This is a genomic window from Nitrincola iocasae (genome assembly GCF_008727795.1).
In the GTDB taxonomy this organism is placed as follows: Bacteria; Pseudomonadota; Gammaproteobacteria; order Pseudomonadales; family Balneatricaceae; genus Nitrincola; species Nitrincola iocasae.
Genome location: NZ_CP044222.1, coordinates 2,152,954 through 2,169,731 on the forward strand (window position 1 = coordinate 2,152,954; position 16,778 = coordinate 2,169,731).

Below are 16,778 nucleotides of genomic sequence, written 5' to 3' on the forward strand. Positions count from 1 at the left end.
CCAGCGAGTTAGCTCGCTTTAATACTCAACTTTGCCTTCCACAACTTAGTGGCGCTCCAGAAGGCGATCCAGTTCAGCCAGGTCCTGACGACTCAGCGTGCCGACAGACTGTTTCAGAACCAGTCGATTCATCAAATAATCATAGCGTGACTGCAAGAAATCACGTCGCGCAGCATAGTAACTCTGGTAGGCATCCAGTACCGCGACGGTTGATTCCAGCCCTGCCTGGAAGCCACGCATACGTGTTGCCAAACGAACCTCCTGCGCCAACACCCCTTCACGCAGTGCAGCCAACATTTCCGCACTGCTGGTCACGCCATTGAATGCTGAACGTACGGTACGTTCAGTCAATCGATGTTCCTGCTCAACCTCATAGCCAGTCTGTTCATAGCGTGCTGTCGCTTCACGCACCAAGGATGAAGTGCGACCTCCGCTAAAGATCGGTACATTGACCCGAACACCCACTTCATAGTTGTTGACCGTCTGACGACTGTTGCTGTAAAGCGTTTTATCAGCATCCTGAAAGCCAGTTGATGCAAACAAGTCAACTGTCGGCAAATGACCCGCGCGTTCACGACGAATCTGATTACCAGCAATCTGCTCGGCCATACGCCGGGACTGCAACGACAGGTTCTGATCCAGAGCGGCACTGATCCAGGGCTCTACCTGAGCCGGGAAAGGTGGTGCAGCACGGAAGTCCGCACTGAAACTGTGCAGACTTTCCACTTCACTGCCGATAATTTCTTTGACAGCCAACTGTGCATCATCCAGGCGATTTTGTGCCTCGATCATCCGAGCACGGGTCAATGCTGTCAGACTCTGTGCTTCGCTCAAGTCGCTGCGACTGGCTAAGCCACTGCGAAAGCTGATTTCAGTCTGGCGAAACTGAGTCGCTATAGCCTCATGCTCAGCTTTAGCAACTTCAAGACTATCTTGGGCGGAAAGCACATTCAGATAGGCTTCAGCAATGCGCATAATAAGAGACTGCTCGGCTGCCAATAATGCCAACTCGGCTTGCTGCACCGCTTTTTCCGCCTGAGTCAGGCCGATCAGACTACCTGGACGGTAGATAGGCTGTGTTAGTGTCAAAGAAGCGCTTTGCTCAGCGAGACTGGTTTGCTCTTCCGGGATAGAACCGGAACTTATTACATTCTGGTTTTTAGCTGAAAACTGATAAGAAAAACTAACCTGAGGCAGATATTCAGAGCGTGCTTGAGGAATCAATTCCTGTATGGCACGAAACTCAGCTCGGGCAGCATGATAGGTTGGATCACGCAGCAACGCTTCGTCCAAAGCTGTCATCAATGAGAACCGTTGACCTTGCCCCAGTGCAGTCAAATTACTGCCATCACGGTATTCTGCGCCTGACAACGTCACGGAACCGATGGTCAGCGACGGCTGCACACTAAAATCAAAACGCGGCAGGTGGCGTAGTGTATCGCGTTCAAAGTAGGCAATGCCCTGCAAGTCATCCGGGTAGTCACTCTCGGATAATACCCGACTGGCTTCTGGCAAAGAGACCAGTGTGCCAAACTCGTAGTTGTCGCGGTGTGCAACAGTTTGTCGTGATAGCTGTTCAGCATAACCTTCATGCAAGGTTAATTCGATTCTGGCGGAGCCAAGACGGGTTTCACCATAACGAATACGCTTCACATAGTCAGGATCAGGAGCAAAGGCAAACACAGCCTGCTCAACCGTTTCGGGACTGACACCGGGAAAGTCCACCATCAAACGCCCAGGAGCTTCCAGGAAATAGCTGTTCACACGAGACTCTGCTAGTTTGCCGATAATCAGGTTGAGCCCGGCACCTGCCTCGGGTGTCAGCTCAAAACGGTTCAGTTGTTCTGCATTCAGCAGTGAACGCTCAGACACAGCACCATCGGGCACCAATAAGAGATGAATCCGGCTACGATTGGTCACCGGATCAATACTGGTATGTGCATCCACCAGATCCATCGGCCCCTGAGTAGTAAACACCAACCGGGAGTGCCCATTGGGTGTACCCTGCACTTCGGGCAATCCCAGTAATGCAGGCATTTGTAAATTGGCTTGTCGTAAATAATGTCGGGGATCCACACCAGGTAATTCGATAACCAACTGATCTGGATCCTGCTCAAACATCAACTCAGTGATCAGGTCATGATGACCGGTAAAGGTTAACTCAATCAAACCACCACGAGACTCAGCATGGATAGAATCGAGTAGTTCCGCTGATACAATAGTGTCATCAAGGTTAGCAAACACCATCTCCCAGTTAACCAACCCAACTACTGACAAGCTCAGGGTTTCATCTACCAGATAAACCGGACGGGCCAGATCGATTATCAGGTACGAGCGTTCGCCCAGAGTTTGCAAACTGGAGGCATGGTAAAGACTGTATTGCTGCACCAAACGTTCACCGGTCAAGCGCCACTCTTCAAGATTAGCTCCATCTGTCAGGGTGATGAACAGGCGTTGGCCATTTTCCTGAAGATATGCACCCGCCATTTCACCGGCTCGGGCGCTCAAGGTCAGGCGATGATAATCCTCCTGGATGCTTACCTGTTGATCCGAAGGCAGAGGCTCTGTTGCTGCAGCTGTCCCGCCAATCGCCATAGAGACTGCAGCCACCAGCAATAGTCGGCTCAGACGCCACACGCGGGATTGAGGGTTCGGCACCCTCCGAAACATCAACATACAACAGATCCTCAGCTATCCGAACAGATTTTTGATCACTTATTATAGAGTTGATCGAACAGACAAGTCCTGAACAACAAATGAACTAAATCTGCATAAATTAAATAGCTGTTTGATTTGAAAGGCAGGAAAGCCAGTTTGGCTAATAGACAGACTTAGCTGTCAGTTGGGTATTCTTAAGGTAAAACAAGCTCCGGCACCGGGTGCATTGGTGACAATCACATCACCACCGTGAAGACGGATAATCTGATCAACCAGATAGAGTCCCAAACCTAAACCAGGATTGGTTTGTGCATCTTGACGATAGTATTTGCCAAAAACCTTACACCGATCCTGCTCTTCAATACCCTTACCCTGATCAATCACGCTAATACAAATCCGATCCTGCGCATCAATGTAGGCACTAATGAAAATTTCGCTTTGAGAAGGTGAAAACTTGATCGCATTATCCAATAGGTTATTAATGCAAATAATCAGTAATTCCCGATCTGCCTGAATCCGCCTGGACATAGAGTTAATTCGAAAACGACGACTATCGCCATTTAAACGCGCTGCCTCACTAACCAACTCCTGCAACAAGGCTTTAATATCAAACCAGGCTGCATTAGTTCGCCAGAAAGTGGTTTCAATCCGCTCCTGACCCAACGCCTTATTCAGCAAATTAGCCATACGTTGCACTGCACTCTTCAGCCGGGCTATATGCTTTTGCCGAACCTGAGGATCATTACTCACTTCCAGTTCCAGCAGATCCCCCAAAGACTGTATCACTGCCAGCGGGGTTCGGAACTCATGTGTCACTATCTGCAGAAACTGTTTTTGTGCCACTGTGACCTTTTGCTCTTCTTCAAGAGCACGGGCAACACGTGCCTGAGCCACTTCCAGGTCTTTGGCAATGCGAGAGCGCTCGGTGATTTCTTTTTCCAGTTTCACTTTGGTGTCTTCTAGCATCTCACGACGCTGCTCCATCTCGGCTTCGATCCGCTTACGCTCGGTGATATCTCGTGCAATACCCATGTAATAGGTGACCTCACCCTGTGCATTAAGCGCTGAGGACTCATTGGCAATCATGTCATGCACCTGCCCATGAACATCAACCAAGCGGAAAACAAGGCCTGACAGACGCCCCCCTTGAAGAGTACGCTCGTGACATTCGACTAAAAAGGGAATGTCATCGGGATGAACATAGTCGGAAAACGGCTGCCCTACAGCTTCCTCCAGGCTGTAGCCGGTAACACTGACCCATTCTGCAGACAAGTAACCAATAGTGGCATCAGCCGATATGATATAGATGATATCGTTGGCATTTTCTATCAGACTTTGAAACAGATGTTCGTTTTCCTGTAGCGCCTGGCTCTGAATTGAAACCAGTTGCTGTATCTGGCGACGTTGCCTCGACAAGAACAGTGTATAAGCTAATAACAACAGTAATAGCAGCGTAACCACAAGCAGGGCAATAAACCAACGCGGCACCACTTCCACCACCAGTTCACTGCGCAACCATCGGTAACTGAGCTGGCTAAGAAAATCCGGATCAAGCTTCTGTATCGCTTGATCTATCTCTTGCAGCAACGCCTCATCCTCAAGAGCCACTCCGGCAAGTAAGCCTTGGGTGTACAGCTGTACTAAAGGATGAAAGTTGGATGGATGTCCATGGCGGTCCAGCAGGTACATACTGACCGGGTAATCGGCCACATAGGCGGCCACTTCTCCTGCAAGAGCAGCCATCACTACCAGTTCATTTGACCGGTAAACACGAATCGGCTGATCAGGATGATGGCGCTGAACATAATCCATTTCATAACTACCCTCCGTGACACCAATCACTTTGTCATGCAGGTCATCAAACCCAGTCAGCGGAGCACCACTAGGCACAAACAGATAACCACTGAGTGGTAACATTGTGTCGCTGAATTTCATGAAAGTTGCGCGCTCTTCGGAATAAAATAGGCCACCGTGTACATGAGCCCGTCCGTCTTTAACCGCCTGTATTGAATCTGGCCAGTCCACCAGATGAAACTCAACTGGTCGCCCCATTGCTGCTGCGATTTCTCGCCATAATTCGATGAGTAAGCCGCGCGGCTCGCCATCCTCACCGACAAAAGCAAAAGGCGGCCAAGCTCTGTCTTGTGCAATAACAAGCGGCTGCACTTCATTAAGATTCGGCTCAGGGTAAGATTGAGCGAAGGCGTGAGGCGCTGTGATGATCAGATAGCTGAGCAGCAAAACACCAACAAGACGCAGGCTGGAGCCACTCAGCATTGCACGCTCCCTTTAGCAAACCTCAAGCCGATACCCGACTCTGGACAAGGTCACGATTGGCGAATCCAGCCCGGTCTGTGCAAACTTGCGTCTCAAACGATATACCAGCGCAGTAATGGTTTCAGCACTATAAATATCCGCAGCATATTCCAGGTGATTGAGTAAATTATCGCGAGTCACCACGGCACCTCCGGCATCTGCCAGAAAAGCCAGCAACTCATATTCACCCCGCGTTAATGGGATTTGATCTCCTTGCTGGTGACAAACACTCCGGGTAGCTTCTTCCAGTTGCCACCCCTGAAAACTGAATACACCCGGCTGGTTAGCCCGTGACTGCACCGATGATACAGTCGACAGGTGGCGTTTTAACGCATTACGGACTTTGAGCTCTAATTCACGTGCACTGAACGGTTTAGCGATAAAATCATCTGCGCCCAACTCATAGGCTCGCAGGCGACTGGTGTCATCCTGCCGACCAGAAACCACATAGAGCAGCACTTGCTGCTCTTCACGCAACGCCTTCAATAACTCAAGTCCATCGGCATCCGGTAAATTCAAATCCAGCAAGATGATATCGAAAACCTGCTTGCCGATTACCTGAGAAAAAGCATCTCCACTTTGCACCTGAGTGATTTGATAACCAAACATATCAAAAAAATCAGTCACAACTTGACAAAGGGACTCATCATCCTCAACCAGTAAAACCCTGAATTTTTCCATGCCCGCACAACCCTTTTGCATGAAATGTCAGCGCAGTCTAATACCCTGCTCATCCACAAGGATCACCCCTTGCTTGAGCAGACTGCCAACCGCCATCTTGAAGGCTTTTTTGCTGACACCAAAAAGTGCTTTAATCTCATCCGGAGAGCTTTTATCATTCAAGGGGCACTCGCCTCCTCGCATCTTCAGATAATCCAACACCTGCTCAGCCAACGGCTCAACACGGCCATAGCCAGGCTTATCCAACATCACATCAATCTTGCCATCCTCTTCCCGCACCTGCTTGATGTATCCCGGGAGGGTCAATCCAGGTCGTAGCGGCTTGAACAACTCCTGCTGGTGCAGCATGCCAACATGACGATGGTTGATAATGGTCAGATAGCCCAGTTCCGTGCGGCGCCAAATCAATAGACTAACCAGCTCACCCATGCGGTAATCTGCAGGTTCAGCACTTAGGTGACGCTCCAGCCGTGCTGATGCAGCCAGGCGCCCGGTATTATCCAGGTACACACACACCATAACCTGCTGGCCGATATCCACTCGTTGAGGTTGCTCAGCAAACGGCATAAATAGCTGCTTGGGTAATCCCCAATCCAAGAAGGCACCCACCTGATTGGTATCCGCAACACGCAGCTGAGCAAATTCACCACGCTGAATCATCGGCTTCTTCAGGGTAGCGACCGGAAGATCATCACTGTCTAAATATACAAATACCGACAGTTCATCCCCGGGTTGCAAGCTTGGATCGACTTCCTGCGATGGTAATCTGACCGTCTCGCCTTCTGCTGCCTGAAGATACGCACCTTGCTCGACAATGCGTTTAACTTTGAGTTGGTTAACTCGTCCTAACTCCACCCGAACACCCCATACCGTTGTTTTGGCTATAGACTAGCACAGATAGTTGTTTAAATAAGCAGGCGCGCACTCGCGACTCGCGCGATTTAACATCTGACTTGCGACTTAGGTATAAAAAAGATTACTATTTTATTAACAATTCTTATACGCTGTATTTCATGAACCCAAAAATTTCATTAACGACCACTGATAACACCTCTCCTGCCACACTTGAAGTCACCGACCTGCATAAGCGTTACGGCGACATTGAAGTGCTGAAAGGCATTTCCCTGACGGCAAAAGATGGGGATGTTATCTCTATAATCGGCTCCAGTGGCTCAGGAAAATCAACCTTTCTGCGTTGCCTTAATCTGCTGGAAAATCCATCCCAAGGCCGCATTGCATTGCGCGGCGAAGCTTTACAGCTGGTTGCCAACAAACAAGGCGAGTTAGAGGCCAAAAAACGTCGCCAACTCGAATTGATGCGTGCCCGTATTGGCTTTGTGTTTCAGAATTTTAACCTCTGGCCACACATGACCGTACTGGAAAATATCATGCTGGCCCCGGTATTAGTGCACGGGCGCAGCAAGCAGGCCTCGCGTGAGCGTGCACAAGCCCTGCTGGAAAAAGTGGGGCTGGCGGATAAAGCCAAAGCCTATCCAGGAAATCTATCCGGTGGACAGCAGCAGCGTATTGCCATCGCCAGAACTCTGGCGATGGATCCGGAAGTACTTCTGTTTGACGAACCCACATCGGCACTGGATCCAGAACTGGTCAATGAAGTGCTGGGCGTGATGCAAAATCTTGCTGAGGAAGGCAGAACCATGCTGGTTGTGACACATGAGATGCGCTTTGCGCGAGACGTGTCTAGTCAGGTGATGTTTTTACACCAAGGACGAGTTGAAGAGTTCGGACCTCCCGGCGAAGTATTTACCCAGCCCAAGTCTGAACGCTGTAGAGAATTTTTATCAAGTCATTTATAACGTTATACGACAACTCAATCAAACTAAAGGTATTAATCTATGCAATGGTCAAAAAAATTCGCTACATCTGCGTTACTCATGGCTTCTGCTTCGATGATTGCACCGCTAGCTATGGCTGATACGATCCGCATTGCCACTGAAGGGGCTTATGCACCGTTTAACTTTATCGATAGTTCAGGACAGCCTGGCGGTTTTGACGTTGAAATAGCCAATGCACTGTGTGAAAAAATGGAAGCAGATTGCGAGATTCTGACTCAGGATTGGGACGGCATCATTCCAGGACTGCGTGCACGCCGTTACGATGCCATTATCGCCTCCATGTCGATCACCGAAGAGCGTGAACGCGTAGTTGCCTTCACCAACCCCTACTACTCTAATGTGTTGGCTTTTATCGGACCTAAAGACGGAGAGATGCCAACCGATGAAGCAAGTCTGCAAGGAAAAACCCTGGGCGCTCAACGTGCCACTATTGCAGGTCAGTACCTTGAAGATGAACTCGGCGATAGTGTCAATGTCCGTTTGTATGACACCCAGGACAATGCTTACCTGGATCTGGCAGCAGGTCGACTGGATGGCATGGTTTCGGACAAATTTCCAGCTTACGACTGGCTGCGGACAGAGGCTGGTAGCGCTTTTGAGTTTAAAGGCGACGATGTTGATATCAACGATAAAATCGGCATAGCGCTACGCCAGGACGATACTGAGCTGAAAGAACGATTCAATCAGGCACTGGATGCCATCGTCGAAGATGGCACCTATGCTGAAATCAATGCCAAATACTTCCCCTTCTCTATTTATTAATAGCTGAAGCTGGGTCGATAAGGGTCGGTTACTCAATCATTTGTGTTGCCGACTCTTTATTGTTAATTGCCTTAAATGCGAGCGCTTCATGGATCTACAGGGTTTTGGTCATCTTTTGCTGTCAGGCACCTGGATTACCCTGAAACTGGCTTTTACCAGCCTGTTTTTTGGTTTACTTCTTGGGCTGATGGGGGCGGCAGCCAAACTGTCACCCATTCGCGCACTGCGCTGGATCGCTACAACCTATACCACCTTGATCCGGGGCGTACCTGAATTATTACTGGTGCTAATTATCTATTTCGGCACCTCTGAATTGTTGCTAAGGCTGTTTGATAAATACATTGAAGTCAGTGCGTTTGCCGCTGGTGTTACGGCACTGTCTATTGCGTTTGGCGCCTATGCTACCGAAGTGTTTCGCAGCGCCCTGCAAGAAATTCCCAAGGGTCAGCGTGAATCCGCTATGGCCATGGGCTTTACGCGCTGGCAAACCTTCAGCCGCATTTTGATTCCACAACTATGGCGTATTGCCATTCCCGGGCTCGGCAATCTGTTTCTGGTACTTCTAAAAGACACCGCGCTAGTATCCGTTATTGGACTGGATGACTTGATGCGCCAGGCCTACGTCGCCGCCGGGTTTACCAAACTCCCCTTCACCTTTTATCTTGCTGCCGCGTTTATTTATCTATTGCTGACTATTATCTTTATGCAAGCTATTCGACTGCTGGAAAACCGCGCCAATCGTCCTTGGCAGGGAGCTCGCTGATGAGTGAATTGATAGTCAATTTCTCACAATGGCTACTTACCCTGACACAGGGCGCTGAACCTTGGGATGCTTATGCCCGTTACCTGCCCCGTTTACTGGAGGGGGTGTGGATTACCCTGCAACTGGTGGTTTTATCCGGTATTGTCGGCTTTATTATTGCCATTCCGCTGGCACTGATGCGCATCGCTAAAAGCCCCTGGTTATGGCTCTTCCCGTATTGCTACATCTTCTTTTTCCGGGGCACGCCACTGTTAGTGCAAATATTTCTGGTCTACTACGGTCTGTCGCAGTTTGAAGGTCTGCGTGAGCGTGGTTGGCTATGGACTGATGTCCTGTCACAACCTTACTGGTGTGCCATTATCACCTTCAGTCTGCACACCGCCGCTTATATTGCCGAGCTCTTCCGCGGAGCCATACAGGCGGTGCCCAGAGGGGAAGTCGAAGCGGCACAATCGCTAGGCGTCAGCCGCCGTAAGCAGTACCAGCATATTATTCTGCCTAGAGCCTTTGGCATCATCCTGCCAGCTTATGGTAATGAAGTGATTCTGATGCTGAAGGGCAGTGCACTAGCCTCTACTATCACTCTGTTGGATCTGATGGGTGCTACCCGTGGCGCCATCGCCAGAACCTACATGAGTCTTGAGTTCTTCTTGCTAGCGGGTGTGCTTTATCTACTGCTCACCGCGATACTGATTGGTTTCTTCCGCCTGCTGGAGAATGTCTTCAACGCCCATCAGCATGCCACACGGTTACCGGTGAACAAACTTGACCCACAACTACGTGACAAGCATCTTGAGGATAATGTGAACTAACCTGGGTATAGATCATCATTCGTCATCGTCACCCTCTTTCAGGCGCCTGATCTGGTCTAATCCTTTTTTTCGTTGGGCATAGATAACGTCCAGCTTATTCTGCAGAGCTTCTTGCGATTCCGATTCATGCTCGTGACTGAGCTTATCCTGCAATTCACGCTCCTTCTCTTTGAGCTGTTTCAGTATAGTGCGGATAGACTTGATCTGCTCAAGTTGCGTGTGTGTATCTGCATCGAGAAAGCGTCTGACTCGTTCCAGCAGCTTTTTTGCTTTCATTTATAATCACTCCGGCCGACTTGCCACTTGCTCAGGCTCAGGAACGTCTACCTGACTGGTTTTTTCCATCAACTGCGCAATCTCTTTATCATCCAGGCTAAAGGAGTCAAGCTTTGTTGTCTCCTGCCTCGACACTAGTGTAGACACAGCATCCAATAGATTATCACCTATATTTGTGACATAAGCTTCATCATTGAGAATAGATGTAGCGACTGATGCCGCTATGCGGCGGTGGCGAATCATTTCGTCCAATTCATCCATCATCTTACGACTGGCTTTTTGTGAGGCAAGCCGTAGCGCATCAATAGATAAAGGCGTTACGTCGTTTGGCTCCTCGCGAAGTAATTGACGTAACTCACGCAACAAATTAGCCAGATGAATCCGAATCTGGTCATAGCGCTCACGTACTGCAAGATTATTTGAGAGACCATGACGTGACAAATTATTATGCAGGTGTTTCATCCCTTTGACTGCGGCGACAATGGCACGACTGGCCTCACGTAATTCATAGAGTTTTTCCGTGGCCGCCTTGGTAGATTCACGCATTTGTGCTTCGGCTATAAAAGCAATAATTTCGTTATGCAGGCTTTTTATTTTCTCTTCATAAACATCTTCGACATCTATGGGAAAAATCCGCCGGGTATATTTGACCGCATCCGTCAAGGATTCCTGTGAGTCAATAGTGTGGCGTTTCAAGCTTAATCCGTGAGCCAGCAAGCCATAGGCATTATCAAACAAGTGCAACACCTCCTTTCTCACCGCATTAACCACTGTAGCAGGTGTTTCCAGTGCCTCGGGATAGAGATATTGTGGCTGTTCCATACCCTGCGGCTTAAACTGTATGTGCTGCAACAGCAAGGACTCTAATCGGCCCACAAACGGTGTTAACAACACCACCCCCAGCACATTGAACAGAGTGTGGAATAGTGCCAGCTTCAGCAGAAAATCATCGGCACGAATACCCATCAAACCAGCGACCTGATCCACTAGCCAGGCCAACTGCCCTATAAAGACAATCGCCACACTGGCAGTCACCAGATTAAATAACACATGGGAAGCAGCCAAACGCTTACCCCCCAGGTTAGAGGCAATGCTACCCAACACAATGGTTACGGTACTGCCGAGATTGGCACCGATAGCCAGTGCCAGTGCATTTTCATAGCTGACTTGCCCGGTTGACAAGGCGGTAATGATGATTAACAAGGTTGCATGGCTTGACTGCATGATAACGGTGACCAGCATGCCGATCAGGGTAAATACCAGCACGCCAGCAATACCGGTCATAGCAAAGGCAGACAGATCGAAACTCTGTTGAAACGACTCAAACCCCTCTTTCATATAATGAATGCCCAGAAACAGAAAGGCAAAACCCAACAGCAAGTAACCGACCCCCTTCAGGCTTTTGCTTTTTTGCATCTGAAACACCATACCAAATACCAGAACGGGCATGGCATAGGCGGCAATGTCGACTTTCAAGCCTAAACCGGCAATCAGCCAGGCCCCGGTCGTTGTGCCAATATTAGCTCCCATGATGATGCCTATCCCGCCCATCAGGGTGATCATTTCCGCACTGACGAATGACACGGTAATCAATGACACCAATGAGCTGGATTGCATCAATGTTGTACTGGTCATGCCAAAGGCAAGGCTTTTCCATAAGCGATCAGTGGATTTGCGCAGAATGCCTTCCAGCATGCCTCCGGTAAAAGCTTTAAAACCCTCTTCCAGACACAGCATGCCAAACATAAACAGTGCTATACCGGCCGCAATTTCAGTAAAATCAGCACTCACCCAGAAGGCATAAACCAAAATAGCCAACACCACGGGCAACGATATTTTTTTCAACATATTTAGCGATCCAGACAGAGTTTTAGTTTTTATTCTAGCCCAGTTTACGACTTAGCGAGACAGAGGGTAACGCTTCATAATAATCAGCAACAGGGGTAAGCCGATCAACGCAATAACGGCGCATAGCAGGAAGAAGAAAGCCCAGTCGCCATCCAATGCATCAATCATCATGCCACTGGTGGCGGAAAACCAGATACGTGCCAGATTGGCCAGTGATGCCAGCAAGGCATACTGCGTAGCAGTGTAGGCACTGTTGCACAGGGATGACAGGTAAGCGACCAGCGCTACTGTAACCAAACCAGTAGTAAAATTATCCGAAGCCACAGCAACAATAAATACCAGTGTTGATTGACCTGACATGGCTAACCACGAATAGGTCAAGTTGGTTGCGGCGGTTGCCAAACCAGATAGAAACAGCGCCTTTAGAATGCCGATACGAGCTACCAGAATACCGCCCAGAACAATACCAATAAGATTGGCACTAAGCCCATAGACCTTGGCTACTTCAGCAATTTCTGTGAGTGAAAAGCCCAATTCGCGGTAAAACACGCCTGACATTCGCCCTAGCAAGGCATCACCGAGTTTGAAAACAAATATAAATACCAGAATCAGCAACCAACCACCGCGTTGGGTGAACTCCGCCAACGGCGCTACAATGGTCAGATAGATCCAGCCTATTATTCGACGCGGTATTTCCGGCAGGAAGGTCCAGCGCTGCAGTAAAGCCAGTGCGCGCTCTTCCTCAGCCAGCGTTTCTGCAGGCGGTGATACCTTAGGTTCCGGGCTCATCAGCACCGCAAAGATTCCGATGAGGACTCCAAAAGACAGCAGCATATAGGCTGAATTCCACCCAAAGGCCTCGGCCATGTACAAGCCACCCGCTCCGCCAATCAAGGTTCCCCCAAGGTGCCACCCCCAAATCCCAGCCGCAGAACCACTGCCATATTGATCCAGGTCCAGTATCTCAATCCGGTAGGCATCAATCACTATATCCTGTGTCGCTGAAATAAAGGTGACAAACAGCACCGCACTCGCCATCAGCCACAGGCTTTCGGCTGGATTAGTAAGTGATAGCAGAAAAATGGCCAGCATCAGCAGGCACTGTGTCATCAGCGCCCAACCCCGGCGGCGACCAAAGCGAGCACTGAAGAAAGGCAGCTTAACCCGATCAAGCAAAGGAGCCCAAAGAAAGTTAATCGCATAGGGTGTGGCCGCTAATGCAAACAACCCTATATCAGTACGGCTGACACCTTCATCGCGCAGCCAGATCGACAGATTGGAAAACACTAACGGCGCGGGTAAACCACTGGAAAACCCCAGTGCCAACAGAGTTAACATACGGCGATCGCGGTAGGGAGCGAACCACTTTTTTAGCTGAGCTAACAAGGTAATTCAGCTCCCATACCAGATTCACATCCAATAGAAGCTAGCCGTAATATCACTATTCAGCCTTCTCATTGGCAAGGAAAAACCAAGTATCCAACACTGAGTCCGGGTTCAGCGACACACTGGAAATACCCTGTTCCATCAACCAACGCGCCAGATCCGGGTGATCCGAAGGCCCTTGACCGCAAATACCTATGTACTTGTCAGCATCACGACAAGCCTTGATAGCCATAGCCAACAGCATTTTTACCGCCTCATTTCGCTCATCAAACAGATGGGCAATGATACCTGAATCACGGTCCAGCCCTAGTGTTAACTGGGTCAGGTCATTGGAGCCAATGGAGAAACCGTCGAAATGCTCAAGAAACTGGGTTGCCAGGAGCGCATTGGAGGGAATTTCACACATCATAATCAGGCGCAGGCCATTTTCACCCCGTTTCAGACCATTATGCGACAATAAATCAACGACCTGACGCGCCTCACCCACGGTGCGTACAAACGGTACCATGATTTCCACATTAGTGAGCTTCATTTTATCCCGCACGCGTTTCAATGCACGACATTCCAGCTCAAAACAGTCCTGGAAGGTTTCCGAGATATAACGCGCCGCGCCACGAAAGCCCAACATCGGATTTTCTTCAGCGGGTTCATAACGATCACCGCCGATCAGATGGCCGTATTCATTGGACTTGAAATCCGACATGCGCACGATCACTTTGCGTGGATAAAAGGCCGCCGCCAGTGTTGAGATGCCTTCCACCAGTTTATCAACATAAAAATCCACCGGTGAGGCATAACCCGCAATACGCCGATTGATAATCTGTTTTATGTCTCTGGGTTGCTGGTCAAAGTTCAACAGTGCCTTGGGATGAACACCAATCATCCGGTTGATAATAAATTCCAGCCGCGCCAGACCTACCCCGGCACTCGGCAGTGCCTGAAAATCAAAGGCGCGATCCGGGTTACCCACGTTCATCATAATTTCGAAAGGCAGTTCCGGCATGGATTCAACACTGTTTGTCTGGTGCTCAAACGCCAGCTTGCCTTCATAGGCCCGACCAGTATCTCCTTCGGCGCAGGACACAGTCACCAGTTGGTCGTTGTTCAACCGCTCAGTGGCATCACCACACCCCACGATCGCCGGAATGCCCAGTTCACGTGCAATAATGGCCGCATGACAGGTGCGTCCGCCGCGGTTGGTAATAATTGCGCCAGCACGCTTCATTACCGGCTCCCAATCCGGGTCGGTCATATCAGTGACCAGCACATCACCGGGTTGTACATCGTGCATTTGTTCAAGTGAGTCCACTACCCGGACTGGACCGGAGCCAATACGATGACCTATCGAGCGGCCTTCTATCAACACTTTGCCTTTTTCCTTAAGCAAATAACGCTCCATCACAGCGGCTGAATTCTGACTGCGTACTGTTTCAGGCCGGGCCTGAACGATATAGAGCTCACCATTATCACCATCTTTGGCCCATTCAATATCCATAGGGCGGCCGTAGTGCTGCTCAATTGTAATAGCAATTTTTGCCAAAGCTTCTACATCTGAATCACTAATGCAGAAGCGATCTCTATCTTCACGAGTCACATCGACTGTGTCTACAGCATCTGCCGTACTACCCTCACCACCATAAACCATTTTAATCGCTTTAGAGCCCAAATTACGGCGCAGGATAGCTGGAGCACCCAGTTTCAGCGTGGGTTTGTAAACATAGAATTCGTCTGGATTCACCGCCCCCTGAACTACAGTTTCCCCGAGCCCATATGCGGCGGTAATAAATACCACTTGCTTGAATCCCGACTCAGTGTCCAGCGAGAACATCACACCCGAGGCACCGGTTTCACTACGAACCATGCGCTGAATTCCAGCTGACAAGGCTACTTCGCTGTGAATAAAGCCACGGTGTACCCGGTAGGAAATCGCACGATCATTATACAGAGAAGCAAATACAGATTTGATCGCTTGCTTGATATTATCCAGCCCACGAATATTGAGATAGGTTTCCTGCTGACCGGCAAAGGAGGCATCTGGCAAATCTTCTGCAGTGGCCGAAGAACGCACAGCCACGGAGATGTTCTGACCGGCTGCCATTTCTTTGTAGCCATCATCAATGGCGGCTTCCAGTGATGGTTGAAACTCTGCGGCCAGAATCCATTCGCGAATCTGACGGCCGGTTTCAGTTAGCGCCCGGGTATCGTTGCTGTCCAACTCAGCCAGTAACGCATTGATTTTATCTGTCAGATTATTATGCTGGAGAAAGTCACGATACGCCTGCGCTGTGGTTGCGAACCCACCGGGTACTTTGACACCGGCATCACGCAGTTGATGAATCATCTCTCCAAGTGAGGCGTTTTTACCGCCGACCTTATCAACATCTCCCATTCCCGCCTGGTCCAGGCGTATGACGTAATCCTGCAAGGTAAACTCTCCTGTGGTTGGTCTGAAAGTCTGCCGTGAGTATTTTTATGTCGGCACTAAAACACTGATGATACTTCAGTTAAAATGAAAAATCCTTGTCCTGACCGCATTGTAATAAAACTACATGGCATACGGGCAAATATTCCAGTTCCGACAAGGTAGGCGCACTCTTGATTAAACGTACAGCATTTTTTATTTCCGATGGTACAGGTATCACCGCCGAAACACTGGGCAACAGTCTACTGACCCAGTTTGAAGGTGTTCAGTTCGAGATGGTGACCCTACCCTATATCGACACGCTGGAAAAAGCACATGCGGTCGTCGGCAGAGTGAATGACGCCTGCGAACGTGATGGCCAGAAGGCCATCGTTTTCGATACCATTGTTAATCCGGAAATACGTGAAACCATCGCAGCTTGCCAGGGATTCAAGATCGATGTGTTTGAATCTTTTCTCAAACCGCTAGAACAGGAATTGCAGTTACGCTCATCCTATTCAGTGGGCAAATCCCACGCGATCAATGAATCCAGCCGTTATAAAGAGCGAATTGCTTCTGTCAATTTTGCGTTGGACAACGATGATGGTGGACGAGTACAGCAATACAGCAAGGCTGATCTGATACTGGTTGGTGTGTCACGCTGCGGTAAAACCCCCACCTGTCTGTATATGGCGTTACAGTTCGGCATACGCGCAGCTAACTACCCTATCACCATCGAGGACCTGGAAGTGGCCGGACTACCGGAGGTTTTGATGCAGCACCGCGACAAGCTTTTCGGTTTGACCATCGACCCTTTCCACCTGACCGCCATTCGCCATGAACGTCGTCCAAATAGCCGCTATGCCTCCCTGGAACAATGTGAATTTGAGGTGCGCGAGGTAGAACGACGCTTGAAGCAGTTAGGAATCAGCAGCATCAACACCACACATTTTTCCGTGGAAGAGATTGCCACCCGCATTATGGCAGAGGCTGGGCTCACTCGCCGTGGCGTCTGACCC

Annotated in this window: 13 protein-coding genes; 5 read left to right on the forward strand and 8 right to left on the reverse strand. The window is 49.5% G+C overall.

What is annotated here, in order from left to right; translation table 11 throughout:
• Positions 1-45: 45 nt before the first annotated feature.
• From F5I99_RS09930 to F5I99_RS09945, 4 genes are all read right to left on the reverse strand, one after another.
• The gene (locus tag F5I99_RS09930; protein ID WP_151055584.1) at positions 46-2,676 is read right to left on the reverse strand and encodes a TolC family outer membrane protein; all 2,631 of its coding nucleotides are present in this window, start codon (positions 2,674-2,676) and stop codon (positions 46-48) included.
• A 162-nt stretch (positions 2,677-2,838) separates the two neighbouring features.
• On the reverse strand, positions 2,839-4,935 hold the full coding sequence (locus tag F5I99_RS09935) for an ATP-binding protein (RefSeq protein WP_151055586.1): 2,097 nt from the start codon (positions 4,933-4,935) through the stop codon (positions 2,839-2,841).
• Between the two features lie 12 nt (positions 4,936-4,947).
• Positions 4,948-5,655, reverse strand: coding sequence for a response regulator transcription factor (locus tag F5I99_RS09940; RefSeq protein ID WP_191905831.1), 708 nt, complete (start codon positions 5,653-5,655; stop codon positions 4,948-4,950).
• A gap of 27 nt (positions 5,656-5,682) precedes the next feature.
• Positions 5,683-6,510, reverse strand: a complete 828-nt coding sequence (locus F5I99_RS09945) for a CvfB family protein (protein ID WP_151055590.1) — start codon at positions 6,508-6,510, stop codon at positions 5,683-5,685.
• A 158-nt stretch (positions 6,511-6,668) separates the two neighbouring features.
• Here F5I99_RS09945 and F5I99_RS09950 point away from each other — a divergent pair, with 158 nt between their 5' ends.
• The 4 genes from F5I99_RS09950 to F5I99_RS09965 all read left to right on the forward strand — a co-directional run bounded on the left by F5I99_RS09950 (position 6,669) and on the right by F5I99_RS09965 (position 9,848).
• The gene (locus F5I99_RS09950; RefSeq protein ID WP_151055592.1) at positions 6,669-7,472 is read left to right on the forward strand and encodes an ABC transporter ATP-binding protein; all 804 of its coding nucleotides are present in this window, start codon (positions 6,669-6,671) and stop codon (positions 7,470-7,472) included.
• 39 nt (positions 7,473-7,511) lie between these two features.
• The gene (locus F5I99_RS09955; RefSeq protein WP_151055594.1) at positions 7,512-8,273 is read left to right on the forward strand and encodes an ABC transporter substrate-binding protein; all 762 of its coding nucleotides are present in this window, start codon (positions 7,512-7,514) and stop codon (positions 8,271-8,273) included.
• A gap of 88 nt (positions 8,274-8,361) precedes the next feature.
• Complete coding sequence (locus F5I99_RS09960; protein ID WP_151055596.1) at positions 8,362-9,036, forward strand: ABC transporter permease; 675 nt, start codon at positions 8,362-8,364, stop codon at positions 9,034-9,036.
• Complete coding sequence (locus tag F5I99_RS09965; RefSeq protein ID WP_151055598.1) at positions 9,036-9,848, forward strand: ABC transporter permease; 813 nt, start codon at positions 9,036-9,038, stop codon at positions 9,846-9,848. Before F5I99_RS09960 ends, F5I99_RS09965 begins: the two co-directional genes overlap by 1 nt.
• Before the next feature lie 15 nt (positions 9,849-9,863).
• Here F5I99_RS09965 and F5I99_RS09970 read toward each other — a convergent pair whose 3' ends face one another.
• The 4 genes from F5I99_RS09970 to ppsA are packed head-to-tail and all read right to left on the reverse strand — an operon-like array spanning position 9,864 to position 15,747.
• Positions 9,864-10,124: a hypothetical protein gene (locus tag F5I99_RS09970; RefSeq protein ID WP_151055600.1), complete on the reverse strand. Its 261-nt coding sequence runs from the start codon at positions 10,122-10,124 to the stop codon at positions 9,864-9,866.
• A gap of 6 nt (positions 10,125-10,130) precedes the next feature.
• On the reverse strand, positions 10,131-11,972 hold the full coding sequence (locus F5I99_RS09975) for a Na/Pi cotransporter family protein (protein ID WP_151055602.1): 1,842 nt from the start codon (positions 11,970-11,972) through the stop codon (positions 10,131-10,133).
• Positions 11,973-12,023: 51 nt separating this feature from the next.
• On the reverse strand, positions 12,024-13,358 hold the full coding sequence (locus F5I99_RS09980; protein ID WP_225307368.1) for an AmpG family muropeptide MFS transporter: 1,335 nt from the start codon (positions 13,356-13,358) through the stop codon (positions 12,024-12,026).
• A gap of 55 nt (positions 13,359-13,413) precedes the next feature.
• Positions 13,414-15,747, reverse strand: a complete 2,334-nt coding sequence (ppsA, locus tag F5I99_RS09985) for a phosphoenolpyruvate synthase (protein ID WP_407670354.1) — start codon at positions 15,745-15,747, stop codon at positions 13,414-13,416.
• 209 nt (positions 15,748-15,956) lie between these two features.
• Between ppsA and ppsR the strand changes: the two genes are divergently transcribed.
• Positions 15,957-16,775, forward strand: a complete 819-nt coding sequence (ppsR, locus tag F5I99_RS09990; protein WP_151059086.1) for a posphoenolpyruvate synthetase regulatory kinase/phosphorylase PpsR — start codon at positions 15,957-15,959, stop codon at positions 16,773-16,775.
• Positions 16,776-16,778: the final 3 nt, after the last annotated feature.

Bases quoted from the DNA above. Each gene is read 5' to 3' on its own strand.
- F5I99_RS09960 (WP_151055596.1), top strand. From the start codon at position 8,362: ATGGATCTACAGGGTTTTGGTCATCTTTTGCTGTCAGGCACCTGGATT.
- F5I99_RS09935 (WP_151055586.1), bottom strand. From the start codon at position 4,935: ATGCTGAGTGGCTCCAGCCTGCGTCTTGTTGGTGTTTTGCTGCTCAGC.
- F5I99_RS09970 (WP_151055600.1), bottom strand. From the start codon at position 10,124: ATGAAAGCAAAAAAGCTGCTGGAACGAGTCAGACGCTTTCTCGATGCA.
- F5I99_RS09930 (WP_151055584.1), bottom strand. From the start codon at position 2,676: ATGTTGATGTTTCGGAGGGTGCCGAACCCTCAATCCCGCGTGTGGCGT.
- F5I99_RS09965 (WP_151055598.1), top strand. From the start codon at position 9,036: ATGAGTGAATTGATAGTCAATTTCTCACAATGGCTACTTACCCTGACA.
- F5I99_RS09940 (WP_191905831.1), bottom strand. From the start codon at position 5,655: ATGGAAAAATTCAGGGTTTTACTGGTTGAGGATGATGAGTCCCTTTGT.
- ppsA (WP_407670354.1), bottom strand. From the start codon at position 15,747: ATGGGAGATGTTGATAAGGTCGGCGGTAAAAACGCCTCACTTGGAGAG.
- F5I99_RS09955 (WP_151055594.1), top strand. From the start codon at position 7,512: ATGCAATGGTCAAAAAAATTCGCTACATCTGCGTTACTCATGGCTTCT.
- F5I99_RS09950 (WP_151055592.1), top strand. From the start codon at position 6,669: ATGAACCCAAAAATTTCATTAACGACCACTGATAACACCTCTCCTGCC.
- F5I99_RS09975 (WP_151055602.1), bottom strand. From the start codon at position 11,972: ATGTTGAAAAAAATATCGTTGCCCGTGGTGTTGGCTATTTTGGTTTAT.